28 protein-coding genes and 2 riboswitches are annotated in these 26,876 nt (G+C 70.7%); of the genes, 16 read left to right on the forward strand and 12 right to left on the reverse strand.

Annotation, left to right across the window (positions count from 1 at the left end):
* Positions 1–62: 62 nt before the first annotated feature.
* From ACZ7CF_RS12000 to ACZ7CF_RS12010, 3 genes are read left to right on the forward strand one after another with little or no spacing between them, the layout of a single operon-like run.
* A complete protein-coding gene (locus ACZ7CF_RS12000) occupies positions 63–2,216 on the forward strand; it encodes an AAA family ATPase (RefSeq protein WP_360385434.1) in 2,154 nt (717 codons plus the stop codon).
* Positions 2,217–2,275: 59 nt separating this feature from the next.
* Complete coding sequence (locus ACZ7CF_RS12005; RefSeq protein ID WP_458429574.1) at positions 2,276–3,136, forward strand: helix-turn-helix domain-containing protein; 861 nt, start codon at positions 2,276–2,278, stop codon at positions 3,134–3,136.
* Positions 3,099–3,287 (forward strand): DUF397 domain-containing protein, encoded by a 189-nt coding sequence (locus ACZ7CF_RS12010; RefSeq protein WP_458429575.1) that lies wholly within the window; start codon positions 3,099–3,101, stop codon positions 3,285–3,287. Before ACZ7CF_RS12005 ends, ACZ7CF_RS12010 begins: the two co-directional genes overlap by 38 nt.
* Here ACZ7CF_RS12010 and ACZ7CF_RS12015 read toward each other — a convergent pair.
* Positions 3,260–3,889: a LytR C-terminal domain-containing protein gene (locus ACZ7CF_RS12015; protein ID WP_360385428.1), complete on the reverse strand. Its 630-nt coding sequence runs from the start codon at positions 3,887–3,889 to the stop codon at positions 3,260–3,262. The genes ACZ7CF_RS12010 and ACZ7CF_RS12015 overlap by 28 nt on opposite strands.
* Positions 3,889–4,167 carry a DUF3263 domain-containing protein gene (locus ACZ7CF_RS12020; protein ID WP_360385426.1) on the reverse strand — a complete coding sequence of 93 codons (279 nt, stop codon included), beginning with the start codon at positions 4,165–4,167 and terminating at the stop codon, positions 3,889–3,891. The genes ACZ7CF_RS12015 and ACZ7CF_RS12020 overlap by 1 nt, the downstream gene beginning before the upstream one ends.
* A 107-nt stretch (positions 4,168–4,274) precedes the next feature.
* Between ACZ7CF_RS12020 and ACZ7CF_RS12025 the strand changes: the two genes are divergently transcribed.
* Complete coding sequence (locus ACZ7CF_RS12025; RefSeq protein WP_360385424.1) at positions 4,275–4,856, forward strand: peptide deformylase; 582 nt, start codon at positions 4,275–4,277, stop codon at positions 4,854–4,856.
* Positions 4,857–4,882: 26 nt separating this feature from the next.
* On the opposite strand, the gene ACZ7CF_RS12030 is transcribed toward ACZ7CF_RS12025, so the two are convergent.
* Positions 4,883–5,827 (reverse strand): aldo/keto reductase, encoded by a 945-nt coding sequence (locus ACZ7CF_RS12030; protein WP_470369565.1) that lies wholly within the window; start codon positions 5,825–5,827, stop codon positions 4,883–4,885.
* Positions 5,828–5,901: 74 nt separating this feature from the next.
* Between ACZ7CF_RS12030 and ACZ7CF_RS12035 the strand changes: the two genes are divergently transcribed.
* From ACZ7CF_RS12035 to thiD, 3 genes are all read left to right on the forward strand, one after another.
* A complete protein-coding gene (locus ACZ7CF_RS12035) occupies positions 5,902–6,501 on the forward strand; it encodes a LysE family translocator (protein ID WP_360385420.1) in 600 nt (199 codons plus the stop codon).
* Between the two features lie 709 nt (positions 6,502–7,210).
* Positions 7,211–7,335, forward strand: a riboswitch (TPP riboswitch).
* A complete protein-coding gene (gene thiC, locus ACZ7CF_RS12040) occupies positions 7,325–8,980 on the forward strand; it encodes a phosphomethylpyrimidine synthase ThiC (protein WP_470369566.1) in 1,656 nt (551 codons plus the stop codon). Its footprint overlaps the riboswitch before it by 11 nt.
* Positions 8,977–9,786 (forward strand): bifunctional hydroxymethylpyrimidine kinase/phosphomethylpyrimidine kinase, encoded by an 810-nt coding sequence (thiD, locus tag ACZ7CF_RS12045; RefSeq protein ID WP_458429580.1) that lies wholly within the window; start codon positions 8,977–8,979, stop codon positions 9,784–9,786. The genes thiC and thiD overlap by 4 nt, the downstream gene beginning before the upstream one ends.
* A 354-nt stretch (positions 9,787–10,140) precedes the next feature.
* Here the strand turns inward: thiD and ACZ7CF_RS12050 are convergent, their stop codons facing one another.
* The 5 genes from ACZ7CF_RS12050 to ACZ7CF_RS12070 form a co-directional block, all read right to left on the reverse strand.
* The gene (locus ACZ7CF_RS12050) at positions 10,141–10,605 is read right to left on the reverse strand and encodes a phosphatase domain-containing protein (RefSeq protein ID WP_360385412.1); all 465 of its coding nucleotides are present in this window, start codon (positions 10,603–10,605) and stop codon (positions 10,141–10,143) included.
* 108 nt (positions 10,606–10,713) lie between these two features.
* Positions 10,714–11,157, reverse strand: a complete 444-nt coding sequence (locus ACZ7CF_RS12055) for a MarR family winged helix-turn-helix transcriptional regulator (RefSeq protein WP_231114466.1) — start codon at positions 11,155–11,157, stop codon at positions 10,714–10,716.
* Between the two features lie 179 nt (positions 11,158–11,336).
* On the reverse strand, positions 11,337–12,092 hold the full coding sequence (gene thiG / locus ACZ7CF_RS12060) for a thiazole synthase (protein ID WP_360385409.1): 756 nt from the start codon (positions 12,090–12,092) through the stop codon (positions 11,337–11,339).
* 1 nt (position 12,093) lies between these two features.
* Positions 12,094–12,294 carry a sulfur carrier protein ThiS gene (thiS, locus tag ACZ7CF_RS12065; protein WP_458429581.1) on the reverse strand — a complete coding sequence of 67 codons (201 nt, stop codon included), beginning with the start codon at positions 12,292–12,294 and terminating at the stop codon, positions 12,094–12,096.
* Complete coding sequence (locus ACZ7CF_RS12070; protein ID WP_458429582.1) at positions 12,291–13,253, reverse strand: FAD-dependent oxidoreductase; 963 nt, start codon at positions 13,251–13,253, stop codon at positions 12,291–12,293. Before ACZ7CF_RS12070 ends, thiS begins: the two co-directional genes overlap by 4 nt.
* A riboswitch (TPP riboswitch) is annotated at positions 13,239–13,350 on the reverse strand. Its footprint overlaps the gene before it by 15 nt.
* Positions 13,351–13,376: 26 nt before the next feature.
* Between ACZ7CF_RS12070 and thiE the strand changes: the two genes are divergently transcribed.
* Positions 13,377–14,015 carry a thiamine phosphate synthase gene (gene thiE, locus ACZ7CF_RS12075; protein WP_360385405.1) on the forward strand — a complete coding sequence of 213 codons (639 nt, stop codon included), beginning with the start codon at positions 13,377–13,379 and terminating at the stop codon, positions 14,013–14,015.
* Positions 14,016–14,046: 31 nt separating this feature from the next.
* Positions 14,047–14,808, forward strand: a complete 762-nt coding sequence (locus ACZ7CF_RS12080; protein WP_470369567.1) for a dioxygenase family protein — start codon at positions 14,047–14,049, stop codon at positions 14,806–14,808.
* 10 nt (positions 14,809–14,818) lie between these two features.
* Here the strand turns inward: ACZ7CF_RS12080 and ACZ7CF_RS12085 are convergent, their stop codons facing one another.
* Together ACZ7CF_RS12085 and ACZ7CF_RS12090 are read right to left on the reverse strand one after the other, a co-directional pair.
* A complete protein-coding gene (locus ACZ7CF_RS12085) occupies positions 14,819–15,772 on the reverse strand; it encodes a S1 family peptidase (RefSeq protein ID WP_360385401.1) in 954 nt (317 codons plus the stop codon).
* Between the two features lie 562 nt (positions 15,773–16,334).
* Positions 16,335–16,853, reverse strand: coding sequence for a hypothetical protein (locus ACZ7CF_RS12090; RefSeq protein ID WP_470369568.1), 519 nt, complete (start codon positions 16,851–16,853; stop codon positions 16,335–16,337).
* Positions 16,854–16,916: 63 nt separating this feature from the next.
* On the opposite strand from ACZ7CF_RS12090, the gene ACZ7CF_RS12095 reads away from it, so the two are divergent.
* Together ACZ7CF_RS12095 and ACZ7CF_RS12100 are read left to right on the forward strand one after the other, a co-directional pair.
* Complete coding sequence (locus ACZ7CF_RS12095; protein WP_360385397.1) at positions 16,917–17,846, forward strand: threonine ammonia-lyase; 930 nt, start codon at positions 16,917–16,919, stop codon at positions 17,844–17,846.
* Positions 17,843–18,751, forward strand: coding sequence for a threonine ammonia-lyase (locus tag ACZ7CF_RS12100; RefSeq protein ID WP_470369569.1), 909 nt, complete (start codon positions 17,843–17,845; stop codon positions 18,749–18,751). The genes ACZ7CF_RS12095 and ACZ7CF_RS12100 overlap by 4 nt, the downstream gene beginning before the upstream one ends.
* Here ACZ7CF_RS12100 and ACZ7CF_RS12105 read toward each other — a convergent pair.
* Both ACZ7CF_RS12105 and ACZ7CF_RS12110 read right to left on the reverse strand, forming a co-directional pair.
* Entirely contained in the window at positions 18,725–20,185 is a 1,461-nt protein-coding gene (locus ACZ7CF_RS12105; protein ID WP_470369570.1) for an MFS transporter, read from the reverse strand. The genes ACZ7CF_RS12100 and ACZ7CF_RS12105 overlap by 27 nt on opposite strands.
* Before the next feature lie 10 nt (positions 20,186–20,195).
* The gene (locus ACZ7CF_RS12110; protein WP_360385391.1) at positions 20,196–20,951 is read right to left on the reverse strand and encodes a GntR family transcriptional regulator; all 756 of its coding nucleotides are present in this window, start codon (positions 20,949–20,951) and stop codon (positions 20,196–20,198) included.
* Positions 20,952–21,174: 223 nt separating this feature from the next.
* Here ACZ7CF_RS12110 and ACZ7CF_RS12115 point away from each other — a divergent pair, with 223 nt between their 5' ends.
* The 5 genes from ACZ7CF_RS12115 to ACZ7CF_RS12135 are packed head-to-tail and all read left to right on the forward strand — an operon-like array spanning position 21,175 to position 26,738.
* Positions 21,175–22,449, forward strand: coding sequence for a sugar ABC transporter substrate-binding protein (locus ACZ7CF_RS12115; RefSeq protein WP_360385389.1), 1,275 nt, complete (start codon positions 21,175–21,177; stop codon positions 22,447–22,449).
* A gap of 10 nt (positions 22,450–22,459) precedes the next feature.
* On the forward strand, positions 22,460–23,458 hold the full coding sequence (locus ACZ7CF_RS12120; RefSeq protein WP_360385387.1) for a carbohydrate ABC transporter permease: 999 nt from the start codon (positions 22,460–22,462) through the stop codon (positions 23,456–23,458).
* Positions 23,458–24,276, forward strand: coding sequence for a carbohydrate ABC transporter permease (locus tag ACZ7CF_RS12125; RefSeq protein WP_458434263.1), 819 nt, complete (start codon positions 23,458–23,460; stop codon positions 24,274–24,276). Before ACZ7CF_RS12120 ends, ACZ7CF_RS12125 begins: the two co-directional genes overlap by 1 nt.
* A 3-nt stretch (positions 24,277–24,279) precedes the next feature.
* On the forward strand, positions 24,280–25,698 hold the full coding sequence (locus ACZ7CF_RS12130; RefSeq protein WP_360385383.1) for a glycoside hydrolase family 3 protein: 1,419 nt from the start codon (positions 24,280–24,282) through the stop codon (positions 25,696–25,698).
* Positions 25,695–26,738: an SIS domain-containing protein gene (locus ACZ7CF_RS12135; protein ID WP_458429590.1), complete on the forward strand. Its 1,044-nt coding sequence runs from the start codon at positions 25,695–25,697 to the stop codon at positions 26,736–26,738. Before ACZ7CF_RS12130 ends, ACZ7CF_RS12135 begins: the two co-directional genes overlap by 4 nt.
* Positions 26,739–26,876: the final 138 nt, after the last annotated feature.

Raw genomic sequence — 26,876 nt, forward strand, 5'->3', positions numbered from 1 at the left:
CTGACCGCGAGGTCGAGGCGCTTCGCCCCGTGGGCGGTCGGCGGGCGCATTAGAGTCGGGGCGTGATCACGCTGACGGCTCGTCTGTCCCCGTCCGCACTGGACACCCGTCGCGGTGTCGTGAGGCTGCACCCGGAGGTGCTCGACGCGCTCGGGTTGCGGGCCTGGGACGCGGTCAGGCTGACCGGCGCGCGGGTCAGCGCGGCGCTGGCGGCGGCCGGTGAGCAGCCGCCGGGTGTGGTGCTGGTCGACGACGTCACGCTCACCAACCTCGGCGTGGTCGAAGGCGCGGAGATCGTGGTCGCGCCGGTGAAGGTCGAGGCGGCGCGCAGCATCACGGTGGCGGGGTCGCGGCTGGCGACGACGGCGCTGACGCCCGAGCACGTGCGGATGGCGTTGACGGGCAAGGTGTTGACGGTCGGGGACAACGTGTCGCTGCTCCCCCAGGACCTCGCGCCGCCGCCCGAGGCGAACGTGTCCGAGACGCGCCGCAAGCTCAGCAACGCCATCGGCATGACGTGGACCAACGAGCTGATCACCATCACGTCCACCGACCCGGCGGGGCCCGTGGCGGTGCGGCCGTCGAGCGTCGTCGGGTGGCGGTCCGCGCAGGCGCCGGCGCAGGAGGTGACGCCGGTGGTGGTGCAGGAGAAGCACGAGGCGTTGCCCGTCGCGAACCTCGTCGGGCAGAAGGAGCAGGCCAGGACGCTGACCGAGTGGCTGGAGCTGATGTTCCGGCAGCCGGAGCTGCTCACCAGGCTCGGGGCGCAGGCGCGGCTCGCGGCCATGGTCAGCGGGCCGGAGGGCGTCGGCAAGGCGACGCTCGTGCGAGCGGTCGCGGCCGGTGTCGAGGCGGAGCTGGTGGAGCTGGCCGCGCCCAGCATCGCGGTGCTGGAGCCCGGGGCGATGGCCAAGCAGCTCGGTGACGCCATCTCGGCGGTGCCGGAGCACCCGACGGTGCTGCTGATCACGGACATCGACGCGCTGCTGCCCGCGGTGGCACCGCCGGTGGCGACGGTCGTGCTGGAGATGTTGAGGACGGCGGTGTCGCGGCCGAACCTGGCACTGGTCGTCACGTCGGCGCGCGCCGAGTCGGTGGACGCGCGGCTGCGGGTGCCCGACCTGGTGGACCGCGAGCTGAGCCTGCCGCTGCCCGACGGGGCCACCCGCGCAGAACTGTTGCGGGTGCTCATGAAGGACGTGCCGGTGGAGTCCGATGTGGACTTCCGCGCGGTGGCGGAGAAGACGCCGGGGTTCGTCGCGGCCGACCTGTGCGCGTTGCGCAGGGAGGCGGCGGTGCGGGCGGCGCTGCGGCAGCGCAACGTCGACGAGCCGCGGGTCGGGCAGGAGGACCTGCTCGGCGCGCTCGGCACGGTGCGGCCGATCTCCATGTCCGCCTCCGACACCATCCAGACCGGCGGCCTGACCCTCGACGACGTCGGCGACATGGTCGAGACCAAGCAGGCGCTGACGGAAGCGGCGCTGTGGCCGTTGCGCTACCCGGACTCCTTCGCCCGCCTCGGCGTGTCGCCGCCGCGCGGCATCCTGCTGTACGGGCCGCCCGGTTGCGGCAAGACGTTCCTGGTGCGCGCGCTGGCGGGCTCCGGCCAGCTGAACGTGCTGACGGTCAAGGGCGCCGAGCTGATGGACAAGTTCGTCGGCGAGTCGGAACGCGCCGTGCGCGAGCTGTTCCGCCGCGCCGCGGACGCCGCACCGGCACTGATCTTCCTCGACGAGGTCGACGCACTGGCACCGCGCCGCGGCCAGTCCTCGGACGCGGGCGTGGCCGACCGGGTGGTGGCGGCCCTGCTCACCGAGCTGGACGGGGTGGAACCCCTGCGCGACGTCGTGGTCATCGGCGCGACGAACCGGCCTGAGCTGATCGACCCGGCCCTGCTGCGCCCCGGCCGGCTGGAGCGGCTGGTGTACGTGTCGCCTCCCGACGCGGACGCGCGCACGGAGATCCTCAAGGCGGCTTCCAAGAACACGCCCTTCGCCGCCGACGTCGACCTCGCCGAGCTGGCGAAGGAGCTGGAGATGTACTCCGCGGCCGACTGCGCGGGCTTGGTGCGCGAGGCGGCGCTGACCGCCATGCGCGAGTCCCTGGAGGCCGCGGAGGTCACGCAGGCACACCTGGCCAAGGCCCGCCAGGTCGTGCGGCCGTCGCTCGACCCGGTACAGCTCGCCGGGCTGGCGGCGTACGCGGCGGCACGCTGACGTTTTCACCCGAACGAGCCAGTGGCATGGACTAATTGCACGTCATAGCGTCCAGAAGCATGTCTGCGACCACTTCCACCGCGCTCAGCCGAGACCTGGGCGACGAGCTGCGGCTGTTGCGTGAGACCACGACCAAGATGAACGGCCGCCAGTTCGCCGTTCATCTCGGGTGGGACCCGAGCAAGGTGTCCAACATCGAGCACGGGAAGGCGCGGGCGACCGACGTCGACCTCGCACAGATCATGACGGCGTGCGGTAAGGACCTGGAGTACCTGCAGAAGTTCAGGAGTCGCTACCACAACGCGTTTGACCCGTTCTTCGCGCAGTTTCCCGGCAACCTCCGCACCATCGCAATGACCGAGGCGATGGCAACGAAGATCACCGCCTACGACATCCTCACGCCGAACGGGCTCATCCAGACGGAAGGTTATGCGCACGCCCTGATCTCAGAGGGACCGTACGGCCAAGAAGCCGTCAAGGAGTACGTCCGGTTGCGGATAGAACGGCAAGCGATCACGCGGCGTTCGCACCGTACTGAGTTCATGTTCTACCTGCACGAACTCGCGCTTCAGATGCTGCTGGGCGATGTGGGGATCAGGGAAGACCAGTACCTGCGACTGCTCTTCAGCACGCACATGCTGCGAATCGTGCCTGCGGAGGCCAAGGACCTCGCGGTCCAGTCAAAATGCACCCTGTACGAGTTCGAGAAGGCAACGCCGGTGGTCTACACCGAGAGCGACGTGGCAGGCGTCTTCGTGCAGGACGGCTGCGCCATCGAGCGCAGCAGGAAGCTGTTCAAGCGGCTGGATGCCGCAGCCTTGGATGCGGAACAATCGAAGCGCCGACTGGCGGAGTACGTCAGCGGACTTCGAAAGGACGCTCATGACCCCGGACCGGACCTGGCGGAAGAGCAGCGCTAGCAACAGCAACGGCGAGGGCGAGTGCGTCGAGGTGTCTCTCGCCCACGACGCGTTGGTGCGTGACTCGAAGAACGCGAGCGGTGACGTGCTCGCGTTCTCCGCCGAAGCCTGGCGCCGGCTGCTCTACTTGCTGCCGGACGGCCCCCGGTAGTCGTTCGTCACGATCAGGATGATGCCGGGCGCCGCGTGGTCGATGCCGGTGAACCGGGGTTCGACGCGGGCCTTGAGCACGGCGGCGAGCTCCTTGGCCGAGGCCTCCTCGTCGGTGCCCGGCCGGAAGTACACGGTCGTGGTGGGGATGGTGCCGCCCGAGTAGTTGCCGGTCTCGGCGACCTGCCAGCCGTTCGCGCGCACCTCGTCGGAGGCGCGGGCGGCGAGGCCGGCGACGGTGCTGTTGTTGTAGACGCGCACCGGGGACTTGGCGACGCCGGGCGGGGTGACCGGGGGTGGCGGCGCCGCGGCGGACGTGGTGATCGGGGGCGCTGTCGGTGCCGCGGTCGTCGTGACCGCGGGTGCGGACGACGACGGGGGTGTCGCCGACGACGACTGGGCCGGGGCGCTCGACTGGGGCTCCGACGGGGCGGAGGAGGGCGGGGGTGTCGGCGTGCCGGAGGCGGCGGCCGGTGGTGTGTCGTCGGAGCCGCCGAAGAGGCTCACGACTCCGATCACGGCGGCCACGGCGGCGACGCCGAGGAGGGCGAACCCGGCGGCCTTGGCCGGGCGCGACGGGCTTGCGGACTCGGGGGAGGTCATCAGTCCTCGGTGCTCCTGGCGCGGGCGCGAACCCTTTGGCGGCCTGTCCGGACGCCCCGCAGCCGCTTGACCAGCATCGGGTCGGCAGCCAACGCGGCTTCGGACTCGATCAGGCCGTTCAGCAGCTGGTAGTAGCGGGTGGCGGACATGTCGAACAGTTCCCTGATGGCCTGTTCCTTGGACCCCGAGTACTTCCACCACTGGCTTTCGAACGCGAGCATGGTGCGCTCGCGGCTGGTCAGCCCGTCAGCGGAGGAAAGCGTCTCGGCGTGATCCATCTGGCTCCCCACGGTCGCCACACCAATCAGGTGCGGGCAATCTAATCACGTGATCGTTCCAACCTACCGCGCGACACCGACAGTTTTGGACGGCTTAAAGTCTGACCATGGCCGTGCACCGCATCGTGATCGCTGGTGACCCCGTACTTCACAACCCCACGCGTGAGGTCACCGAGTTCGACACCGAGCTGAAGACGCTCGTCGACGACATGTTCGAGACGATGGCAGCAGCTCGCGGAGTCGGGCTCGCCGCCAACCAGATCGGTGTCGACCTGCGGGTCTTCGTGTACGACTGTCCGGACGACGAGGGCGTGCAGCACCGCGGGGTGATCGTGAACCCGCGGATCGAGACCTCCGAGGTCCCCGAGACCATGCCGGACCCGGACGACGACTTCGAGGGCTGCCTGTCGGTGCCCGGCGAGGCGTACCCGACCGGACGCGCCCGGTGGGCGAAGTGCACGGGCCAAGACCTCGACGGGCAGCCGTTCGAGGTCGAGGGCACCGGGTTCTTCGCGCGCTGCCTCCAGCACGAGACCGACCACCTCGACGGCTTCCTCTACATCGACCGCCTCGTCGGCCGGTACAAGAGGGAGTCGAAGCGGATGCTGCGCGACAACGAGTGGGGCCAGCCGGGCCTGTCCTGGGACCCCGCCGACCCCGACTACTTCGACGACGAAGAAACCGACTGACGCAGGACGGACCAGCGCAGGACGGACTAGCCCAGGACGGACCAGCGCAGGACGGACTCGACCTGGGCGAGCTCGTCCGGTGTCAGCGGGCCGAACCGCAGTGCGGCCGCGTTCTCCTCGACCTGCGCCACCGTGCGCACCCCCGGGATGGGGACGAGCCGGGGAGAACGCGCCCAGAACCACGCCAGCGCGCCCTGGACCAGCGTCCGGCCGCCGGAGGTCAGCACGTCCCTGACCGCCTCGCGGGCCCGGAAGTACTCCGGTGACGGGCGGCCGTCGACGAAGAACCGCAGCCACGCCGGGTTGGTGACGCGCACGTCGTCCGCCGGCAGCACGTCGAACGTCTCGCGTGCCAGCAGACCCATCGCGAGCGGACGGCGGCACAGGACCGCGTACTCCCCCGCGTACATCTCCGGGTTGTCGAACAGCACGTTGACGTCGGCCTGCGCGGCGATGCCGTGCGGCTTCTCGGTGAAGAACCTGGCCCGTTCCGGGTCGTCGGTGCTCCAGCCGTAGGACCGGATCTTGCCCTGCGCGACCAGCGCCTCGCACTCGTCGCGCAGCAGCGCCGCCCGGTCGAGCGGCAGGTCGCCGATGTGCAGCTGGTACAGGTCGATCCGGTCGGTGCCCAGGCGCCGCAGCGACCCCTCGACGGCACGGCGCAGGTGCCCGACCGATCCGTCCGTCCCCGTCATCCGGCGGGTCTCCGCGTCGAACGTGAACCCCCACTTGGTGGCGATCACGACCTGGTCACGGACGCCCGCAAACGCTTGCCCCACCAGTGTCTCCGAGTGGCCGCAGCCGTAGGTGTCGGCGGTGTCGAAGAGCGTCACGCCCAGGTCCAGCGCCCGCCGCAGCGCCCTGACCGACTCCGCGTCGTCGGACGGTCCCCAGCCGACCGGCTCGCCGTCGAAGGTGTACGGGCCACCCATGGCCCACGTCCCGAAACCCAGCTTCCCCAGATCCGTCATGCCGGTCAGCGAACAACCTGGAGCGCGCTCCAGGTCAAGAAACCGGCTTGCGGCCGTCGGCGACCATCAGGGGCATGCCACTGGAAAACATCGTCGCCTTCGTCGCGGCCTCGTTCCTCATCGCACTGTCGCCGGGACCCGGTACGGCCGTGGTCCTGCGACAGTCGGTGCACGGGCGGCGGGCCGCACTGGCGACGGTGTTCGGCATGGAGGTCGGGGTGGCGTGCTGGGCCGTCGCCGCGGCGCTCGGCCTGTCGGTGCTGCTCACGGCGTCGGAGATCGCCTACCACGCGCTGCGGATCGGCGGCGCGGTCTTCCTGGTCTACCTGGGCGTGAAAGCGCTGGTCAGCAGGAGCCTGCCGACCGAGGCGCCACCGCCCGGCCGCGCGTTCCGCAGCGGGCTGGTCGTCAACCTGGCGAACCCGAAGCTGGGCGTGTTCGCGATCTCGTTCCTACCGCAGTTCGCGCCGGCCGGGGAGTCCGGCCAGGGGGTTCTGCTCCTCCTGGCCGCCGGCTGGGTCGTGGTCGACACCGTCTGGTACCTGGTCGTCGTCGCGGTCCTGCACGCCGTCCGCGGCTGGCTCGCCCGGCCGCGGGTGCGCACGGCTCTGGAGAAGCTGTCGGGCGGCGTGCTGCTGGCGCTCGGAGTCCGGCTGGTACTCGACCCGCGTTGACGTCGGGCCGCCGCGGCGCCAGAACAGCTCGGGGAGTCCGGCCAGCTCAGCGAGGGTGTGGCAGCGGGCCAGCGGCTCGTAGCCACCCGCCAGGACGTGGGCGCGGACGCGGTCGAGCCGGCCGAAGTCGATCACCTCGCCCACGATGAGGAACGGCAGGACGAGCTTCCACGCCTGCACGACGGCCGAGCGCTTGCGGTGCGGGGCGCGCAGGACCGACCGCGCGACGCGCAGCAGGTGCTCGTTCGCGCTCATGGTCGCCGGGTGCGCCGTGTGGTCCCAGTTCCACCGGCGCTCCTCGGTGACCGCGCAGCGCACGCACTCGACCGGCCCGGTGCCGAGCTCGGCACCGCAGCGGGAGCACGCGAGCAGGGTCATCGCCCAGTCGACGCAGGTCCAGGGGTACACGCCGACGTCGGCGGAGGTGACCAGCTCGGCCAGCTCCCGGTCGGCGAGCTGCGAGGACGTCCGCAGCTCCTCCCAGTCCGCGAGCCAGAACTGGTCTAGCAGCTCGGCGCAGAACCCGCAGTCGGGGTAGCCGCGACCCGCGAGCTCACCGCACGAAGGGCATGCGGAGACGACAGCGGGACGTTGACCGCGCCGCGCGCCGGGCGGGAACGGCTGGTGATCAGCCACGGGGAGAAGATTAGGGGCAAAAGGCGGCCTTGGCAGCCGCGGCGCACCGTGACTATGGTCGGGTCTCGACAACTGAACACAACGCGGGAGCTCGCGCCTGAGCGGGCTGAGAGGGTGACTGGCCGTCGTGCCGGTGTCACCGACCGCCTGAACCTGACCGGGTAATGCCGGCGTAGGGAGGAATGTCGTGACGGCACTTGACGACCGTTCGGTCAAGCCCAGTGTGACCACCGGCCCGATCTCGGGCTCGCGCAAGGTGTACCGCGAGGTGTCCCCGGACATCCGCGTGCCCCACCGCAGGGTCGAGCTGACCAACGGCGAGCATGTCGATCTGTACGACACTTCCGGTCCGTATACCGACGACAACGCGACCATCGACGTCCACAGTGGACTACCCGACCTGAGGTCGGGGTGGGTCGCCGCACGGGAACCGATCAACGGAGCCGTCAGCCAGCTCGCGTACGCGAAGGCCGGGATCATCACCCCGGAGATGCGCTACGTGGCGGCGCGGGAGAACCTCAACGCGGAGTTCGTGCGCGCCGAGGTGGCCATCGGGCGCGCGGTCATCCCGTTGAACCGCAAGCACCCCGAGGCCGAGCCGATGATCATCGGCAAGAAGTTCCTCGTGAAGATCAACGCGAACATCGGCAACTCCGCGGTGTCGTCGTCGATCGAGGACGAGGTGGAGAAGATGGTGTGGGCGACCCGCTGGGGCGCCGACACGATCATGGACCTCTCCACGGGCAAGCGCATCCACGAGACCCGCGAGTGGATCCTGCGCAACTCCCCCGTCCCGGTCGGCACGGTGCCGATCTACCAGGCGCTGGAGAAGGTCAACGGCGACCCAGCGGCGCTGACCTGGGAGATCTACCGCGACACCGTGGTCGAGCAGTGCGAGCAGGGCGTCGACTACATGACCGTGCACGCGGGCGTGCTGCTGCGGTACGTGCCGCTCACGGCCAAGCGCGTCACCGGCATCGTGTCGCGCGGCGGGTCGATCATGGCCGCGTGGTGCCTCGCGCACCACCGGGAGTCGTTCCTCTACACGCACTTCGAGGAGCTGTGCGACATCCTGCGGGCCTACGACGTGACGTTCTCGCTGGGTGACGGCCTGCGGCCGGGCTCGATCGCGGACGCCAACGACGAGGCGCAGTTCGCGGAGCTGCGCACCCTGGGCGAGCTGACGCACATCGCCCGCGCCAAGGACGTCCAGGTGATGATCGAGGGCCCCGGCCACGTGCCGATGCACAAGATCGCCGAGAACGTGCGGCTGGAGGAGGAGTGGTGCGGTGAGGCGCCGTTCTACACCCTCGGGCCGCTGGCCACGGACATCGCACCGGCCTACGACCACATCACGTCGGCGATCGGTGCGGCGCAGATCGGCTGGCTGGGCACCGCGATGCTCTGCTACGTCACGCCCAAGGAGCACCTGGGCCTGCCCAACCGGGACGACGTGAAGACCGGCGTGATCACGTACAAGATCGCGGCGCACTCCGCGGACCTGGCCAAGGGCCACCCCGGCGCGCAGGACTGGGACGACGCGCTGTCGAAGGCGCGGTTCGAGTTCCGGTGGGAGGACCAGTTCAACCTCTCGCTGGACCCGGACACGGCCCGCTCGTTCCACGACGAGACGCTGCCCGCCGAACCGGCGAAGACGGCGCACTTCTGCTCGATGTGCGGGCCGAAGTTCTGCTCGATGAAGATCACGCAGGACGTGCGGCGCTACGCCGAGGAACGCGGGCTGTCCACTGTGGAGGCCATCGAGGCCGGCATGGCGGAGAAGTCCGGTGAGTTCGCCGGCACCGGCAACAAGGTCTACCTGCCCGTGGTGGAGACTTCGTGACACCTCCGAGGGCCCTCACCATCGCCGGGAGCGACTCCGGCGGTGGTGCGGGCATCCAGGCGGACCTGCGCACGATGTTCGCGTGCGGGGTGCACGGGTGCGTGGCGCTGACGGCCGCGACCGTGCAGAACTCCCTCGGCGTCACGGGGGTGCACGAGATCCCGCCCGACGTCGTGGCGGCGCAGATCGCGTCGGTGGCCTCCGACATCGGGGTGCAGGCGGCGAAGACCGGGATGCTGGCGTCGGCGGCGATCATCGAGGCGATCACGCCGGCGCTGGACGCGGCCGGGATCGGTCGCGGTGGTGTGCCGTTCGTCGTCGACCCGGTGTCGGCGTCGATGCACGGCGACCAGCTGCTGGCGGACTCGGCGCTGGAGGCGTTGAAGGGCCTGCTGTTCCCGCGGGCGACGCTGGTGACGCCGAACCTCGACGAGGTGCGGCTGATCACCGGTATCGCGGTGAAGGACCGCGCGGACCAGCGTCTTGCGGCGCAGGCGCTGCACGAGCTGGGACCGGAGTGGGTGCTGGTCAAGGGCGGCCACATGTGGGACGACCCGGAGTGCCTGGACCTGCTGTACGACGGCCGCGAGTTCGTGGAGCTGCCCGGCCCGCGCTACGACACCGAGAACACGCACGGCAGCGGTGACACGCTGGCGTCGTCGATCAGCTCGGCGCTGGCGCACGGGGCCTCGGTGCCGGACGCGGTGCGGTTCGGCAAGGACTTCATCGTGAGGTCCGTGGCGGCGGCCTACCCCCTGGGTTCGGGGGTCGGGCCGGTGTCGCCGCTGTGGAGGTTGGACAGGTAGCGGGCGCACATCGCCCGCAGGTCGGTCTGCTCGGGTCGAGCAACCAGACCGTGAGCGCTCCTTCGAGGAACGCGATGAGCTCCGTCGCGGCCGCTTCGCCCAGCGTCTTGGCGAAGTGGCCGCGCAGGAGCCGGTTGCGGCGGCGGAACCGTTCGGTGATCTCGTCGTCGCGGGCCAGGTGCTCCGCCTGCAGCACGGTGTGCAGGGTGGCCAACCCCCGCCTTGGTGGCGATGGCCGCGGACGTGCCGGCGCAGACGCGCGAGGTGCTGGTCGCGGAGTTCGACGCCTTCAACCGGGCGTTGCACGACCTGTTCGCCGCCTCGGCCGACCCGCCCCGGTGACCGGGTGGGGACTCAGCCCTCGTTGGCCTGCGTGGGAGTCCAGTGCGACCACGACGCGTGGTGGACGGGCAGGCCGGCCTCGCGGAGGTGGCTCACCACGCGCGGGTCGTCGTCCACGACCATGACGACCGTGCGGCGGTGCCGGATCTCCTGGAGCCGTTCGAGCTTGACCACCTGAGCGGGCCGCCGGTCCCCCTCCCGCTGCATCAGCAGCGTGCCGGCCGGCAGCCCGTACTCGGCGAGCCAGCGCCGGGTGAGCTCCGCGATCCGGACGGGTCTGCCGGTGAGCCACACGATGTCGTGGTCCACCGCCAGCCTGTGGGCCAGCGCCGCGCCCTGCCGCAGCAGCCCGTCGCCTCCCGCCGCGTCGAAGAAGTTCGCCCACCTGACGGGCGAGTCCGAACTGAGCAGGTGAAGGCGGTGCTGGACGTCAGCGACGGTTCCGTCGATGTCCAGCACCGCGACCGGGCGACTCATGCGGTGGCCCCAATGTTCGCCGGAAGGATCTCCGCGAGGTTATCCCGGCGAGGGCACCGAAAACGGGCTCGGTGACGATCGATTTCGTCGAGTTGCGGACCGACGGCGCTACTTCGGCTCTTCGCCGACCAGTGTCTCCAGCGCGTCCAGCGCGTTGACCAGGGCCGAGACGTGTTCGGGCGTGAGCTGCTCGATGCGGCGTTGCAGCTCGCGCACGCGTGCGGAGCGCACACCGGACACCATCGTCTCGCCCTCGGGCGTGGGGGTGGCGAGCCAGGCGCGGCCGTCCTGCGGGTCGGGTTCGCGCTTCACGTACCCGGCCTCGACCAGCGCGGCGACGATGCGGGACAGCGTGGGCGGGGCCACGCCCTCCTTCGTCGCCAGGTCACCGAGGCGCATGGGGCCGCAGCGGGCGAGGGTCGCCAGCGCGGAGACCGCGCCGGGGCCGAGTCCGGGCGATCCGGTGCGGCGCAGCAACCGGGCCAGCCGGCCGATCGCCAGGTACAGGCGCGCGGTCGCGTCCTCGACCTCGGCGTCAATGGGGGCCGTCACGGCTAGTCGTCCTCCTCGACGGAAATCAGCAATGGTCAATCATCCCCCAACACGTGTGCACCCACGGTAGCGGCTGCGCGTTCACCACCGCGGCTTTATCGCGTGCGAAGGGAGACGACCTCGGGAACGGCCCCGTTCCCGAACGCCGAGGAGGAGAGGTACCGACTGCCTGGGGCCGTTCAGATTCCCGGTGACGAGGCCTGCGCCCAGAAGCGCTGCGGGATGCGACCGGCCAGCCGGGCGAGCCGGCCGCCCTCGACGGCACAGCGCATTGCGGCGCCCATCAGCTCCGGGTCACCGGCACGGGTGACGGCGGTGGCGAGGAGCACCGCCGAGCAGCCGAGCTCCATGGCCAGCGCGGCATCGGAGGCGGTGCCGATGCCCGCGTCCAGCACGACCGGAACGGTGGCGCGGGCGGTGATCAGCTCGATGTTGTGCGGGTTGCGGATGCCGAGGCCGGTGCCGATCGGCGAACCCAGCGGCATCACGGTCGCGCAGCCGATGTCCTGGAGCTTCAGCGCCAGCACCGGGTCGTCGTTGGTGTAGGGCAGCACGACGAAACCGTCGTTCACCAACCGTTCGGCGGCGTCGAGGAGCTCGACCGGGTCGGGCAGCAGGGTCTCCTCGTCGTGCACGACCTCCAGCTTGACCCAGTTCGTCTCCAGTGCCTCGCGGGCGAGCTGCGCGGTCAGCACGGCCTCGGCGGCGGTGCGGCAGCCGGCGGTGTTCGGCAGCACCTCGATGCCCAGGCGCCGCAACAGCTCCAGCACACCGGTCTGGCCGGCGGCGTCGACCCGGCGCATGGCCACGGTGGTCAGCTCGGTGCCGGACGCCACCAGGGCGCGTTCGAGCACGGACAGGTTCGCGGCACCGCCGGTGCCGGTGATGAGGCGGGAGCGGAACTCCTTGCCCGCGATGACGAGCGGGTCGTCCACGTCAGCCTCCCTGGACCGCGGTCAGCACCTCGACCACGCCGCCGTCCGGCACGATCGTCCTGTCCCACAACGCCTTGGGCACCACGGCACCGTCGAGCGCCACGGCCACGCCCGCGGCCGGCGCTCCCACCAGCGACACCACCGCGGCCACCGACGTGCCGTCGGACAGCTCGCGGAAGGTGCCGTTCACCTTCGCCTTCACGACGTTCCTCCTTCGAGCAACCGCAGCACTTCGCGTGCGGTGTGGGGGGCGAGCAGCAGGCCGTTGCGGTGGTGGCCGGTCGCGGCGATCACGCCGGGTTCGAGCCACCGCACGACCGGCACGTTGTCGGGGCTGCCCGCGCGGAACCCGACGGCGGTCTCGGTCAGCGCGTACTCGGCGAGGCCGGGCAGCACGACCTCCGCGTCGCGCAACAGGTCCCGCACGCCCGCCACGGTCACGTCGGTGTCGAAACCGGCCTCGTACTGGGTGGCGCCGACGACCACACCGTCGGTGCGCGGCACCAGGTACACGGCTCGGCCCTGCACGAGCGCGCGGATCGTGTGCCGGGGCGGTGGCAGCGCGCCGGGGCGGTGGGTGAGCCGCAGGATCTCGCCCTTGACCGGCCGGACCACGTCCCGCAGCGCCGGGTGCAGTCCCGCGCTCCACGCACCGGCCGCGATCACGCGGACCCGGCCGTCCACATCGGACCGCACCCCGGCCTCGGCGCACGCCTTCTCCAGCGCGGAGAGCAGCGCCCGGTTGTCGACGGCGAGGTCGCTCGTGTGCACCCCACCGCGCACGGCGGGGCCCAGCGACGGTTCGAACGCGCGGATCTCGCGCGAGGTCAGCAGCTCCCCCGCGTGCCGCAGGTCGGTGAGGTCGCCGGGGGACGTGCCGACCGCCAGCGTGCCCGCGGTGAACAGCTCCACGCCGATCGACGCGGCGAACTCCGGCCACAGCGCGAGCGCCTCGACCCCCTGCGCCACCACGGCTTCCTCGCCCGGCCACGCCTCGGTGAGCGGTGCGAGCATGCCGCCCGCGACCCGCGAACCCGCGTGCGGGGAACCGCGGTCGGACACGGAGACCGAGTAGCCGGCCCGTGCCGCGAACAGCGCGGCGGACAGGCCGATGACACCGCCGCCCACGACGGTCACTTCCACAGTGCTCAAGGCATTCACGCTCCCTGCGCCGGCATGACCCGGATCAGGTTCGACGGTCGGAGCGAACCACGCTCCCTCTCAGCCCGGTCTTCTCCAGGCTCCCGTGCGGACCGCCTTCAACATAACGGTTAACGTGCGTGCGTGCCAGGACTCGACGGAAACCTGATCAGGCAACGACTCGCCGACGCGACGCTCTACCTCTGCACCCCGGACCGGCCCGACCTGGCCGAGTTCGCGGACGCCGCCCTCTCCGGCGGTGTCGACGTCATCCAGCTGCGGGACAAGTCGCTGGAGGCCAGGCAGGAGCTCGCGGCGATCGAGGTGCTCGCCGAAGCCGCTGAACGCCACGGGAAGCTGCTGGCCGTCAACGACCGCGCGGACATCGCGCACGCCGTGGACGCCGACGTGCTGCACCTCGGCCAGGACGACCTGCCGGTGCCGCTGGCCCGCCGGATCATCGGCGACGGCCCGGTGATCGGCCGCTCGACGCACGACGTGGACCAGATGCGGGCGGCGGCCGGCGAGCCGGGCGTCGACTACTTCTGCACCGGTCCGTGCTGGCCGACGCCGACGAAGCCCGGTCGCCCGGCTCCGGGGCTGGACCTCGTCCGCGCCACCCGCTCGCGGCGGCCGTGGTTCGCGATCGGCGGCATCGACCTGGGGAACCTGCACGAGGTCATGGCCGCGGGTGCCACGCGGGTGGTCGTGGTCAGGGCCATCACCGACGCCGAGGACCCGCGCGCCGCCGCCAGGTCGTTCAAAATTGAACTTGATCGTTGAAATTTGAACAAAACGGCGTACGCTCGACGGCGTGAGCGCACCTGTGCTGTACCTGAGCCACGGGGCTCCCCCGCTGGCCGACGACGCCACGTGGACCAGAGAGCTGAGGGACTGGTCCGCCACGCTCCCGCGCCCGGAGGCCGTGCTCGTGGTCTCCGCGCACTGGGAGGAGGCACCGACGACGATCGGCGCCACCACGACCGTCCCGCTGGTCTACGACTTCTGGGGCTTCCCGCAGCACTACTACGAGGTCACCTACGCGGCACCGGGCGCGCCGGAGCTGGCCGAGGACGTGCGCAAGCTGCTCGGCGGCCACGTCGAGCAGGACGAGCGGCGCGGGCTGGACCACGGCGCCTACGTGCCGCTCAAGGAGATGTTCCCGGACGCGGACGTGCCCGTGCTGCAGCTGTCGATGCCGACGCTGGACCCGCGCACGCTGCACGGGATCGGCCGGAAGCTGGCGCCGTTGCGCGAGCAGAACGTGCTGATCGTCGGAAGCGGGTTCATGACGCACAACCTGAGCTGCGTGAACTTCCCGGCCGGACCGGACTACGCGCCGCCGTCGTGGTCGCGGGAGTTCGACGACTGGGCGCACCGGCAGCTCGCGAGCGGTGACGTGGACGCATTGCTCGACTTCCAGGTGAAGGCGCCCGCGGCCGGCATCGCGCACCCGCGGACCGAGCACTTCGCGCCGCTCTTCGTCGCGCTGGGCGCCGCGAGCGACGAGAAAGCCCGTACCAGCGTTGAAGGCTTCTGGTACGGGCTCTCGAAACGGTCTGTCCAGTTCAGCTAGCGAGCAGCTCCTAGCCGCGGGTCAGGGTCAGGCCCCAGCGCGACAGGATCGGGTTGACCGGCTGGAAGTAGGTCGTGCCGCCGGAGGTGCAGTTGCCGGAACCGCCGGAGGTCACGCCCTGGGCCTGGCCGAAGCCGGAACCCGCCACCCACGAGCCACCGGAGTCACCGGGCTCCGCGCACGCGTTGGTGCGGGTGAGGCCGCGGACGGTGCCCTGCGGGTAGTTCACGGTCGAGTTGTAGGCCTGGACCGTGCCGCAGCGCCAGCCGGTCGTGGAGCCCGAACGGCAGATCTGCGCGCCGATGGCCGCCACCGTCGAGCCCTGCACCGTCACGTTGGTGCCGTTGTAGCGGTTCACCCACGGACGCGGGGTCCAGTTGGAGTTGGTGCGGACCCACGCCATGTCGTTGCCGGGGAAGACCGAGCCGGCGAACGAACCGGCCGCGACGCGGTTGTAGCCGGACACCGAGGTGCCGGTGGTGCCGCAGTGGCCGGCCGTCACGAAGCCGCCGGTCACCGAGAAGCCCAGGGAGCAGCGGCCGCCGCTGCCCATGTAGATGGCGTCGCCACCGCGCAGGTCGTACAGCGGGGTCGCGTTCTCGGTCACCTCCTCGACCGTGACGGTCGAGCCGACGGACTTCGCGGTGGCGATGAACTGCTCCGCCGCGGCGTCGCGCTTGGTCTTGTTGACCTCGACCACGACGCTGTTGGACTTCTCGTCGACGCGCCAGCTGGCGATCGACTGGGGAGCGCTCATCAGGTCGAGGACCGACTTGGTCCCGTTGAGCTGCGTGAGCGAGTTCTTCACGACCTTGGTGTCCGCGCCGGTCACGGAGAGTCCGGACTTGGTCACGGCAACGGTCAGCCTGCCGGTCGCCTGGTCGATCCACGCTCCGCCGAACGCGTCGCCCAGCGAGCTCTTCGCCTGCTCGGCGATCTCGCTCGACTTGAGGTCAGAGGCCAACCGGACGCGTGCCTGGTCAGCGTTCAGGCCCAAATCACGCTCGACCGCTTGGAGCAACTCGGCCGGGTAGCTCTCCGTATCGGAACCAGTTCCGCCAACCGGCGCGGCAGGCGCACCAAACGCCGGTACGCTGAGAGCAGTCACGACTCCGGTGGCGAGCAGAACGGCACCGGTTACACGGGCCGCACTCGTGCGGTTCATCAAGACGTCTCCCTCACTTTCGGGTGCAGGGGAACCCGAGAGATCGGTTGCAGGGACCTTCTCTCGGGGGCTCTAGGGGGACGGGTGGTGGGGCGGCGGCAGGGGTCGCCCCACCCCTCCCACTTCCTTCCGCGTGGCCTCTCGGCCGAGGGCACTGCGCTCCAGTGGTCCTTCCACGAGCCTCATCGCGCCCTCCTTCGGTCTCTTTCGGAGCTAAACTTTCGCCCGTTCGAGTGACGTTACGGGCCTGTTATCTATGACGCCCGAACCCGACTGTGGACGAAGTGTGTCACAGCTCACGACAGATCAACTGCGGTGCGTAGCAATTGACAGTTAACTATCGCTCAACGTAGTGACGTGATCACCGAATGGGGTCGCCTGTCGGAACAGGCGTCGAGCCGTCGGCGGGCGGTGGCGAGCCTGTCGTCGTGGTGGTCGGCGCAGTGGTCGTGGTGCTTTCGGCGGACGACCGTCCGGACGTGCCCGGAGGCGGCGAGACGGTGACCGTCTCGGTGGCCGGCGGCGGGTTGTTTTCGGTGCGGTTGACCGATTTCTGCGGTTCCGCGGACGTCGACGGCTCGACCTCCTGCTCCGCCGGACCGGTGCCGCCGGGTGTGCCGGAGACGAGCTGGACGCTCGTGACGGCGAGGACCGCGACGACGAACGCGAGCAGACCGCCGACGGCGACGACCTGCCAGCGCTTCTCGCGCTCCATGGACCGCTGGTAGAGCACCGCTCCCACGGTGGTGACGACACTCGCGAGGACCGCGCCGATGATCGTGCCGACCACGTTGAGGCGCAGGCTCAGCACGGCCGCGGTGACGGCGGCGAGCACGCTCGCGACGAGCTTGACGGGGGTGATCTTCTCCTTATCAGCCATGACACACGTGGGACGTTGGGCACAGTTCACCGGTTGTGCGCCGGTGACGTGCATCATCGACACATGCGCCTGGTGACCATCGAGGACATCCGCGCGGCCGCCGCCGCGATCGCCCCCCACGTCGTCCGCACCCCGTTGCTGGCCTTCGACTCCTCGCTGTGGATCAAGCCGGAGAACCTCCAGCCGATCGGCGCGTTCAAGCAGCGCGGCGCGGTGAACGCGTTGTCCCGCATACCTTCTGAGGAACGTGCGCGCGGTGTCGTGGCGTACTCCAGCGGTAACCACGCGCAAGCGGTCGCCTACGCGGCGAAGACGCTCGGCATGACGGCGGCGATCGTGGTGCCGGAGAACACGCCACAGCTCAAGATCGACGCGACGCGCGCGCACGGCGCCGAGGTGTTCGTCGTCGGCATCACCGAACGGGAGTCGCGCGCGGCGGAGCTGGTCGAGGAGCGCGGGGCCACGCTGATCCCGCCGTTCGACCACTTCGACGTGATCGCCGGGCAGGGCACGGTCGGCCTGGAGATCTGCGAGGACCTGCCGGACGTGGCGACGGTGCTGGTGCCGGTGAGCGGCGGCGGGCTGGTCTCCGGTGTCGCGGTGGCCGTGAAAGCGTTGTGCCCCAACGCCCGCGTGATCGGTGTCGAGCCGGAGCTGGCCGGTGACTCGGCCGCGTCGCTCAAGGCGGGCGAGCTGGTGCGGTGGGACGCGCACGACCGTGCCCGCACGTCGGCGGACGGCCTGCGCGCGGAGCCGTCGGAGCTGACGTGGGCGCACATCAAGGAGTACGTGGACGACATCGTCACGGTGTCCGAGGACGAGATCCGCGACGCCGTGCGGCAGATCGCGCGCCGCACCCGGACCGTGGCGGAGCCGTCCGGTGCCACCGTCGTCGCGGCCCACCTGAACCGGTCGCTGCCGGAGGGCAAGACCGTCGCGGTGGTGTCGGGCGGCAACGTCGAACCGGCCCTGCTCGCGTCGATCCTCGGATGATCGCGCTCCCAGACGTCCTGGCGGCGGCGGAGCGGATCGCACCGCACGTGGTGCGCACGCCCCTGCTGCCGTTCGGCCGGGGGTGGCTGAAACCGGAGTCGTTGCAGCCGATCGGCGCCTTCAAGCTGCGCGGTGCGCTCAACGCGCTGGCGCTGCTGGAGGACCGCTCGCGCGGCGTGGTGGCCTATTCCAGCGGCAACCACGCGCAGGCCGTCGCCTACGCCGCCCGGCTGCACGGGGTGCCCGCGGCGATCGTGATGCCGTCGAACACGCCCGAGGTGAAGGTCGCGGCGACGCGGGCGCTGGGCGCGGAGGTGTTCATCGTCGGGATCACCGAGCGGGTGCAGCGGGCGCGGGAGCTCGTCGCCGAACGCGGTGCGGTGCTGATCCCGCCGTTCGACCACCCCGACGTGATCGCCGGTCAGGGCACGATCGGGCTGGAGGTCCTCGCCGACCTGCCGTCGGTGGACACCGTGGTGGTGCCGATGTCCGGTGGCGGGCTGATCTCCGGTGTGGCGACGGCCGTGAAGGCGATCAAGCCGGACGTCCGGGTGGTCGGCGCTGAGCCGGCGCTCGCGGCGGACGTCGCGGACTCGTTCAGGGCCGGTGAGCTGGTGCGCTGGGACCCCGTGGCCCGTGCGGAGACGATCGCCGACGCGTTGCGCGACGAGCCGTCCGAGCTCACCTGGGCGCACATCAGCCGGTACGTCGACGACGTGGTGACGGTGACCGAGGACGAGATCCTCGCGGCGGTGGCGGACCTGGCCAGGCGGGCCAGGCTGGTCGCGGAGCCGAGCGGTGCGGTCGCCGTGGCCGCCCAGGCCAGGCTGGGCGGGGGCGGGGTCGCCGTCGTGTCCGGCGGCAACGTCGACCCCGCGCTACTGGCTCGCCTTCTCGCCACCTGAGCGGATGTGCGTCGGCGGTCCCTCGACGCCGCAGTGCAGGCAGTCGCCGGGGTGCGGGTTGTCCGGCTGCTCGTGGTCGGTGGCCAGCACCCGGTTGTCCACGCCGAGCGCGAGCAGGCCGCCGACGATGGCCGCCACCGCGCACAGCACGAGCGCCATCCGCCAGCCAGAGGTCATGACCGCGGGGTCCGCGTAGCCCTCGCCCGTGATGCCCACGGCGGCCGGCAGCACGGCCATCGCGAGCAGGCTGCCGGTGCGCGCCACGGCGTTGTTCACGCCCGACGCGACGCCCGCGTGGTGGTCGGGTGCCGAGGCCAGCACGGTCGCGGTGACCGGCGCGACCACGGCGGCCAGGCCGAGGCCGAACACCAGCACGCCGGGCAGCACGCCGGTGAGGTAGCCCGCACCGGGCTGGGCGCTGCGCAGCAGCAGCATGCCCAGGCCCACCACGACCGGTCCGGCGACGAGCTGCACGCGCGGGCCGTACCGCTGGGCGATCTTGCCCGAGGTCGACGACGCCAGCAGCATGATGATCGTGATCGGCACGCTGGCCAGGCCCGACGCCGTCGGCGAGTAGCCCAGCGACACCTGCAGCTGGAGGACGAGCAGCACCATCACGCCGCCCAGTGCCGCGTAGACCAGGAACGTCAGCAGGTTCGCGACCAGGAACGTGCGGTCGCGGAACAGCTCCGGCGGCACCAGCGGGTCGTGCGAGCGCGCCTGGACCACGCCGAACGCGATCATGGCCACCAGCCCGAGGGCCGCGACCGGGTAGGACTGCTCGACCAGGCCGCCGGTCAGCAGCGCGAGCCCCGCGGCTCCGACGACCGCGCTGAGGTAGTGGGGGTGCCCCGCCGTCTCGTCGCGCGACTCCGGCACCGACCGCAGCGCGAGGTACACGCACAGTGCCGCCACCGGCAGGTTGACCAGGAACGCGAGCCGCCACGACCAGGCCTGCACCAGCAGCCCGCCGACGAACGGGCCGATCGCCGTGGCCACGCCGGACAGGCCCGACCAGGCGCCGATCGCACGCGAGCGGTCCTCCCGGTTGAACGACGACTGCAGGATCGCGAGCGCGCCGGGCGTGAGCAGCGCCGCGCCCACGCCCTGCAGCACACGGGCCGCGACCAGCACCGGGACGTTCCAGGCGACGCCGCACAGCAGTGACGCCACGCCGAACCAGACGACGCCGGTCACGTAGACGCGGCGGCGGCCGAAGCGGTCGCCGAGCGAGCCGGCGACGAGGATCAGCGAGGCCAGCGCCAGCAGGTAGCCGTTGAGGATCCACTGCAGGTCGGTCACGGACGCGTCGAGCTCGGCGCCGATGCGGGGCAGGGCGACGTTGACGATCGTGCCGTCGAGCATCGCCATGCCGGAGCCGAGGATCGTCGTGGCCAGCACCGCGCGGGCGCGCGGCGTGCCCCAGGCGATCATGCCCCGCCGATCAAGACGGCCTGTTCAGCGTGGCCACGAACTTGTAGCGGTCGCCCCGGTAGACCGAGCGCACCCATTCGATCGGGTTGCCCTCGGTGTCGAACGAGTGCCGCGACAGCAGCAGCATCGGCAGGCCGATGTCCGCCCCGAGCAACTCTGCCTCTTCGGGCGAGGCGAGCGCCGTCTCGATCGTCTCCTCCGCGTGGCCCATCTCGACGCCGAACCGGTCGGACAGCACCTGGTACAGCGAGGCACCGGGCGCCAGGTAGCGGCGCAGGCCGCGGAACCGGCCCAGCGCGAGGTGGGTCGTCTCGATGGCCATCGGCTCGTTGTCGGCCAGGCGCAGCCGGTGCAGGCGCAGCACCTTGGCACCGGGGCGCACGCCCAGGTACCGGGCGAGCTCCGCCTCCGCCGGCATCTCCGAGGCCTCGATGAGCTTGGACGACGGCACGCGGCCCTGGGCGCGCATGTCCTCTGTGTACGAAGACAGCTGCAACCTCTGGGCGACCTTCGGTTCGGCCGCGAAGGTGCCCTTGCCCTGCACCCGGAGCAGCCGCCCCTCGACCGTCAGCTCGGCGAGCGCCTGGCGGACCGTGGTCCTGGAGACGTCGAACTCCGCGGCCAGCGACCGTTCCGTGGGGATGGGTGAACCGGGCGGCAGCGCCCTCAGCAGGTCGAGCAGGTGCCGCTTGAGACCCCAGTACTTGGGTTCGCGTTGCGCACGCGTCCTGGCGTCCACGCCTGATGCAGGCGTCGTCTCCAGCATGGCCTCCTCCTCGCACTCCATGTCACGCCCCACAAGGATGCCCTGTCCGGGTCCTCCCGCGCGTCCGAACCCCCGCCATTCGACTCAAAAAAGGTCCGAGGACTCCGCAACGCTTTGGCAACGCGCTTGACAGGAGGGGTGACGCGGCACACGCTGTTCCGCATTGGTCTACACCACTTGGGCGTTCCGGCCGAGGGGCCGGGCTTGCTGAAAGGGCGCGACTGTGAAGGGCTGGAGAGGACTCGCTGCTGGTGCCGCCGCACTGGCAGTGGCCGTGTCCGGATGTGGCACGAGCACGAACAGCGGTAGCGGCACGGAGTCCAAAGAGATCACCGTGTGGCTCATGGACGGCTCCGCGCCGGCAACTCTGACCGACGCCTTGAACAAGGAGTTCGAGAGCGCGAACGGCGTCAAGGTCAAGTACGAGGTCCAGAAGTGGACCGGCATCCAGGAGAAGCTGACCACGGCACTGGCCAGCAGCACGCCCCCGGACGTCATCGAGCTCGGCAACACCCAGACGGCGAGCTTCGCCGACCAGGGCACGCTGGCCGACCTCACCGCGGACGCGAAGCAGTTCAACGACGCCGAGTGGCTCGGCGGTCTCAAGGACTCGCTCACGATGAACGGCAAGCAGTACGGTGTGCCGTTCTACGCCGCGAACCGCACCGTCATCTACCGCACGGACCTGTTCCAGGCGGCCGGCATCGCGCAGCCGCCGACCTCGCGGGCCGAGTGGATCGACGCGATCACCAAGCTGAAGGCCGCGAACGCGGCCAACCCGGACTTCCAGGCCCTGTACCTGCCGGGTCAGTCCTGGTACTTCCTGCTCTCGCTCATCTGGGACGAGGGCGGCGACGTCGCCAAGCAGGACGGCGGCAAGTGGACGAGCACGCTCGACTCCGCGCAGGCCAAGGCGGGCTTCGAGGCCTACAAGGCGCTGTACGACGCCTCGGCCGTCAAGAAGGTCCCGGCTGACATCGACGAGGCGAAGCCCCAGCAGATGGAGGTCTTCGGCACGGGCAACGTCGGCATGATGGTCGGTCTCCCGTGGGAGCTCGCCGGTGCCGTCAAGGCCAAGCCGGAGCTGAAGGACAAGACCTCGGCGTTCCCGATCCCGTCGAAGAAGGCCGGCTCCGCCGCGCCCGTGTTCCTCGGCGGCTCGAACCTCGCGATCCCGGCGTCCAGCAAGAACGCGGACGCGGCGAAGAAGTACCTGGCGCTGCTGTCGTCCAAGAAGTACCAGGACATGCTCGCCGAGGGCGGTGCGGTCCCCGGTACCTCGAAGGACACCGCGAAGCTCGAGACCAACGCGATCGGCAAGGCCATGGCGGCCTCCTCCCCCAACGGCAAGGTCACCCCGGTGACGCCGAAGTGGGCGGCCGTCGAGGCGGGCCAGAACCCGCTGAAGGACGCGCTCACCGCGTACCTGACGGGTGCGAAGTCGCTCGACCAGGCGACGAAGGACGCGAGCGACGCCGTCACCAAGGCCATGGGATAGCCCAGCCGAGATGACGGCCGTCAAGACGACCGAAACGGCAGCGCCGGCCGGGAACATCCCGCCGGCGCTGCCGCCTGCCGTGACGGGTGGGGCGCGCAAGCGCCGCCACCGGGGCGGCGCCTTCGACCGGGCGCTGCCCTACCTGCTGCTGGCCCCCGCACTCCTCGCGATCCTCTGGCTGATCGGCTGGCCGGTCGTCTCGGTGTTCGTGACGAGCTTCCGCCAGCTCAACCTCGGTGAGCTGGTCCGCGGCGAGATCGTGTGGACCGGCCTCGACAACTACGCGACCGTGCTGCAGGACGAGCGCTTCTGGGAAGTCTCGCTGCGCACCGTCGTGTTCACCGTGTCCGTCGTCGTGACGTCGGTGGGCGCGGCCCTGGGCATCGCCCTGCTGATGCGCGTGCTGACGCCGTGGGTGCGGATCGCGCTGCAGATCGCGATGCTCTGCGCGTGGGCGATGCCGATCCTGGCGTCCACCACGGTCTACCAGTGGATGTTCGACCAGAACTACGGCATCCTGAACAAGACGCTGGTGCAGCTCGGGTTCGACTCGTTCGCCGGCTACTCGTGGTTCTCCTCCGGCTCGTCGACGCTGTCCGTCGTCGGCTTGCTGATCGTCTGGCAGGCGATCCCCTTCCTCGCCTTCTCCCTGTACGCCGGGCTCATCGGCATCCCGCGCGACCTCTACGAGGCGGCGGGCATCGACGGCGCCTCCCCGTGGCAGACGTTCCGCGCGGTGACGTGGCCGGAGATCAAGTCGCTGCTGATGATGGTGACGTTCCTGTCGACGCTGTGGGACTTCAAGGTCTTCGCCCAGATCTGGGTGTTCCGCGAGGGCGGTCCCAGCGGGCAGAGCACGACGCTGCCGGTGCTGCAGTACCTGGAGGGCATCGCGAAGAGCCACTTCGGCGTCGCGGCCGCGATCTCCGTGCTGATGATGGTCATCCTGGGCCTGATCACGTTCCAGTACCTGCGCAAGCTGCTGCAGACCGAGGAGGGGAAGATCTGATGCTCAAGAAGTCCGCGGCCAACGTCGTCGGCCTCGTGCTGGCCCTGTTCTTCCTCTTCCCGACGTACTGGATGATCACGACGGCGTTGAAGCCCAAGGGCTCGACGATCACGTCGGACTACGACCTCGTCCCGCTCGCGGTGACGTTCACGAACTTCGTCACCGCGTGGACGAAGCCGGGGTTCCTGTCGTCGCTGGGCAACAGCCTCCTGGTGACGCTGACCGCGGTGCTCGCCGCGATCGTCGTCGGCATCACCGCGGCGGTCGCCATGTCGCGGTTCGCGTTCCGCGGCCGCAAGGGCTTCGTGCTGCTGATGCTGGTCGCGCAGATGGCGCCGTTCGAGGCGTTGCTGATCCCGATGTTCCTGATGATGCGGGACCTGCAGCTCTACGAACACCTGTCGTCGCTGGTCCTCGTGTACTTCGCGGTGACGCTGCCGTTCTGCGCGTGGACGTTGCGCGGGTTCGTCAACGGCATCCCGATCGAGCTCGAAGAAGCCGCCATGGTCGACGGCTGCGGTCGGTGGAAGGCGTTCCAGAAGGTGACGCTGCCGCTGCTCGGCCCCGGTCTCGTGGCGACCTCGGTGTTCGCGTTCATCACGGCGTGGAACGAGTTCCTGTTCGCCAAGGTGCTGATCCGCAGCCAGGACAGCGAGACGCTGCCCGTGTGGCTGTCCGGTTTCCAGACGGCGTTCGGCACCGACTGGGGTGGCGCGATGGCCGCCTCCGTGCTGTTCACGGTGCCCGCGCTGGTGTTCTTCCTCATCGTCCAGCGCAAGATGGTCGCCGGCGTCACCGCCGGTGCAGTGAAGGGATGACGCGTGGATCAGTTGGCCGCTGCCGTTCTGCTGCCCGGTTTTCACGGAACGACCGCCCCCGACTGGTTGGTGCGGCGGGTCGCTGACGGTCTCGGCGGGGTGGTCCTGTTCGGCCGCAACGTCGTCTCCGACGACCAGGTGACCTCGCTGTGCGCGCAGCTGCGCTCGGCGCGGCCGGACGTGGTGATCGGCATCGACGAGGAGGGCGGCGACGTCACCCGCCTCGACGCGGGCCACGGGTCCGAGGTGCCCGGCAACTACGCCCTGGGCGTGGCGGACGACCTCGACCTGACCCGGTCCGTGGCCGCCTCGATCGGCGCGCGGCTGGCCCGGTGCGGCATCTCGCTGAACCTGGCGCCGTCGGCGGACCTGGTGCTGACGCTCGACGACCCGATCATCGGCGTGCGGGCGTTCGGCTCGGACCCGGTGCTCGCCGCACGGCACGTCGCCGCGTGGGTGGAGGGCCTGCAGGCCGTCGGCGTCGCGGCGTGCGCCAAGCACTTCCCCGGTCACGGTGCGTCCACTGAGGACTCGCACGAGCAGCTCCCGGTGCTGCCGCGCACCGAGCAGCAGCTGCGCGAGGTCGAGCTGGTGCCGTTCCGCGCGGCGGTGAACGCGGGGGTGCGGTCGATCATGACCGGCCACCTCGTGATCCCCGAGTGGGGCAGCGCGCCGGTGACGTTGAACAAGCACGCGATCGACCTGCTGCGCCGCGAGCTCGGCTTCACCGGCGCGGTGATCACCGACGGCCTGGACATGAAGGCCGTCGGCGGCGACCTGGCGGTGGGTGCGGTGAAGGCACTGGCCGCGGGCGTCGACGCGCTGTGCCTGGGCGGCATCCCGCTCGACGACGCGGAGATCCAGTGGCTGATCGACTCGATCGTCGCCGCGGTGCGGTCCGGTGAGCTGTCGGAGGAGCGCCTGACCCAGGCAGCGGCCCGGTCGCTGGCACTCGGCCTGCCGCCGTCGACCGTGGACGCGCACGACGCCGAGATCGGCCTCACGGCCGCTCGACGCGCTGTCTCGGTCCGCGGTCGCGTCGGTGTCGGTGCGGACCCGGTCGTCGTCGACCTGGTGGTGGACCCGTCGATCGCGGTCGGCGACGTCCCGTGGGGCCTCGGTCCGTACCTGAGCGAGGTCCTGCCGGGCACCGAGGTGATCGCGGCCCGCGACATCTCGGCCGAAGAAGTTGCGAGCGCCGCCGGCAAGCGCACGATCGTGGTGGTGACGCGCGACGCCCACCGCCACACCAGCGCTCGACAACTGGTAACTAACTTAACTAATCTGGGCCTGGACGTGGTGCACGTCGAAACCGGCGTGCCGGGTCCCGACCTGGGCAGCGTCGCCCGCATCGACACCCACGGCGGTTCTCGGGTGAGCCTCCGGGCCGCGGCCGAGCTGATCCTGAAAGGCACGACATGACCACGCCCCAGCCCGGCCAGCACATGGCCGCGGAGATCGCGGCCCAGCCGTCGATCTTCTCGTCCCTCTACGCGTCCCGGTCGTCAGTGGCTGAGGTGGCCGCCGTCATCCGGGAGCGCGCACCTCGTTTCGTGCTGTTCGCGGCGCGCGGTTCGAGCGACCACGCGGCCATCTACGCGAAGTACCTGACCGAGATCCTGCTGCAGCTGCCAGCGGGCCTGGTCTCCGCGTCCACCACGACCCTGTACGGCGCGGAGCCCGACCTGCGCGACGTGCTGCTGGTGACGGTGTCGCAGTCGGGCGGCTCCCCCGACCTGCTGGAGGTCACCGCCTCCGCACGCCGCCGCGGCGCCCTCACCGTGGCGGTGACGAACACCGCCACCTCCCCGCTGAACGCGGCCGCCGAGCTCTCGGTGGACGTCTCGGCCGGCGTCGAACACGCGGTGGCCGCCACCAAGACCTACTCGGCCACCCTGCTGGCCCTGTACCTGCTGATCGACGCCGTCCGCGGCGGCAACGGCGCGGCAGCGGCCCCCCTGGGCGACCTGGCCCAGGTGACGCTGGACGCCTCCACCCCGACCGTGGAGGAGGCGGTCCGCCGCTACCGCTTCGTCGACCGCGTGCTCACCACGGGCCGCGGCTACTCCTACGCCACGGCCCTGGAAGCCTCCCTGAAGCTGGCGGAGACCTCCTACCTGGCCGCCCGCGCCTACTCCGGCGCCGACCTCCTGCACGGCCCGGTGGCCGCCGTCGACGGCGAGACCGCCGTCCTCGCGATCACCTCGCTGGGCAAGGGCGGCGACTCACTGCGCGACGCCCTGGACGTGGTCCACCAGCGCGGCGCCGACGTGGTCGCCGTGGGCTCCGCCTCCGAGAAGGTCGGCGCGACCCTGTCGATCGCCATCCCGGAGACGGCCGAGGAGGTCGCACCGGTCCTGGAGATCCTGCCGGTGCAACGCCTGGCCCACGGCCTGGCCCTGGCGCGCGGTGGTGACCCGGACAGCCCGCGGGGGCTGAACAAGGTGACGCGCACCCTCTAGGGGTTCTTCGTTCTGCTGGCTCGATCGGCCGTCCGGGGCTTTCGCTCCGGGCGGCCTTTTCGTGCTTGGGACCTGGTCGGCGCCACTCGAACGGGTGAAGCTTGTCCTGATCCACGCCTGGGCTCGTCTTGTAGGTGT

The organism is Lentzea sp. NPDC036955, from assembly GCF_055608005.1.

What these genes read in the sequence shown, in the direction of transcription:
- ACZ7CF_RS12135 (WP_458429590.1), top strand. Translation starts at nt 25,695, where the DNA reads ATGACCACGCCCCAGCCCGGCCAGCACATGGCCGCGGAGATCGCGGCC.
- ACZ7CF_RS12120 (WP_360385387.1), top strand. Translation starts at nt 22,460, where the DNA reads ATGACGGCCGTCAAGACGACCGAAACGGCAGCGCCGGCCGGGAACATC.
- ACZ7CF_RS12010 (WP_458429575.1), top strand. Translation starts at nt 3,099, where the DNA reads ATGACCCCGGACCGGACCTGGCGGAAGAGCAGCGCTAGCAACAGCAAC.
- ACZ7CF_RS12105 (WP_470369570.1), bottom strand. Translation starts at nt 20,185, where the DNA reads ATGATCGCCTGGGGCACGCCGCGCGCCCGCGCGGTGCTGGCCACGACG.
- ACZ7CF_RS12015 (WP_360385428.1), bottom strand. Translation starts at nt 3,889, where the DNA reads ATGACCTCCCCCGAGTCCGCAAGCCCGTCGCGCCCGGCCAAGGCCGCC.
- ACZ7CF_RS12035 (WP_360385420.1), top strand. Translation starts at nt 5,902, where the DNA reads ATGCCACTGGAAAACATCGTCGCCTTCGTCGCGGCCTCGTTCCTCATC.
- ACZ7CF_RS12025 (WP_360385424.1), top strand. Translation starts at nt 4,275, where the DNA reads ATGGCCGTGCACCGCATCGTGATCGCTGGTGACCCCGTACTTCACAAC.
- ACZ7CF_RS12090 (WP_470369568.1), bottom strand. Translation starts at nt 16,853, where the DNA reads ATGGCTGATAAGGAGAAGATCACCCCCGTCAAGCTCGTCGCGAGCGTG.
- ACZ7CF_RS12095 (WP_360385397.1), top strand. Translation starts at nt 16,917, where the DNA reads ATGCGCCTGGTGACCATCGAGGACATCCGCGCGGCCGCCGCCGCGATC.
- ACZ7CF_RS12100 (WP_470369569.1), top strand. Translation starts at nt 17,843, where the DNA reads ATGATCGCGCTCCCAGACGTCCTGGCGGCGGCGGAGCGGATCGCACCG.
- ACZ7CF_RS12030 (WP_470369565.1), bottom strand. Translation starts at nt 5,827, where the DNA reads ATGACGGATCTGGGGAAGCTGGGTTTCGGGACGTGGGCCATGGGTGGC.
- ACZ7CF_RS12050 (WP_360385412.1), bottom strand. Translation starts at nt 10,605, where the DNA reads ATGAGTCGCCCGGTCGCGGTGCTGGACATCGACGGAACCGTCGCTGAC.
- ACZ7CF_RS12125 (WP_458434263.1), top strand. Translation starts at nt 23,458, where the DNA reads ATGCTCAAGAAGTCCGCGGCCAACGTCGTCGGCCTCGTGCTGGCCCTG.
- ACZ7CF_RS12110 (WP_360385391.1), bottom strand. Translation starts at nt 20,951, where the DNA reads ATGCTGGAGACGACGCCTGCATCAGGCGTGGACGCCAGGACGCGTGCG.
- ACZ7CF_RS12020 (WP_360385426.1), bottom strand. Translation starts at nt 4,167, where the DNA reads ATGGATCACGCCGAGACGCTTTCCTCCGCTGACGGGCTGACCAGCCGC.
- ACZ7CF_RS12005 (WP_458429574.1), top strand. Translation starts at nt 2,276, where the DNA reads ATGTCTGCGACCACTTCCACCGCGCTCAGCCGAGACCTGGGCGACGAG.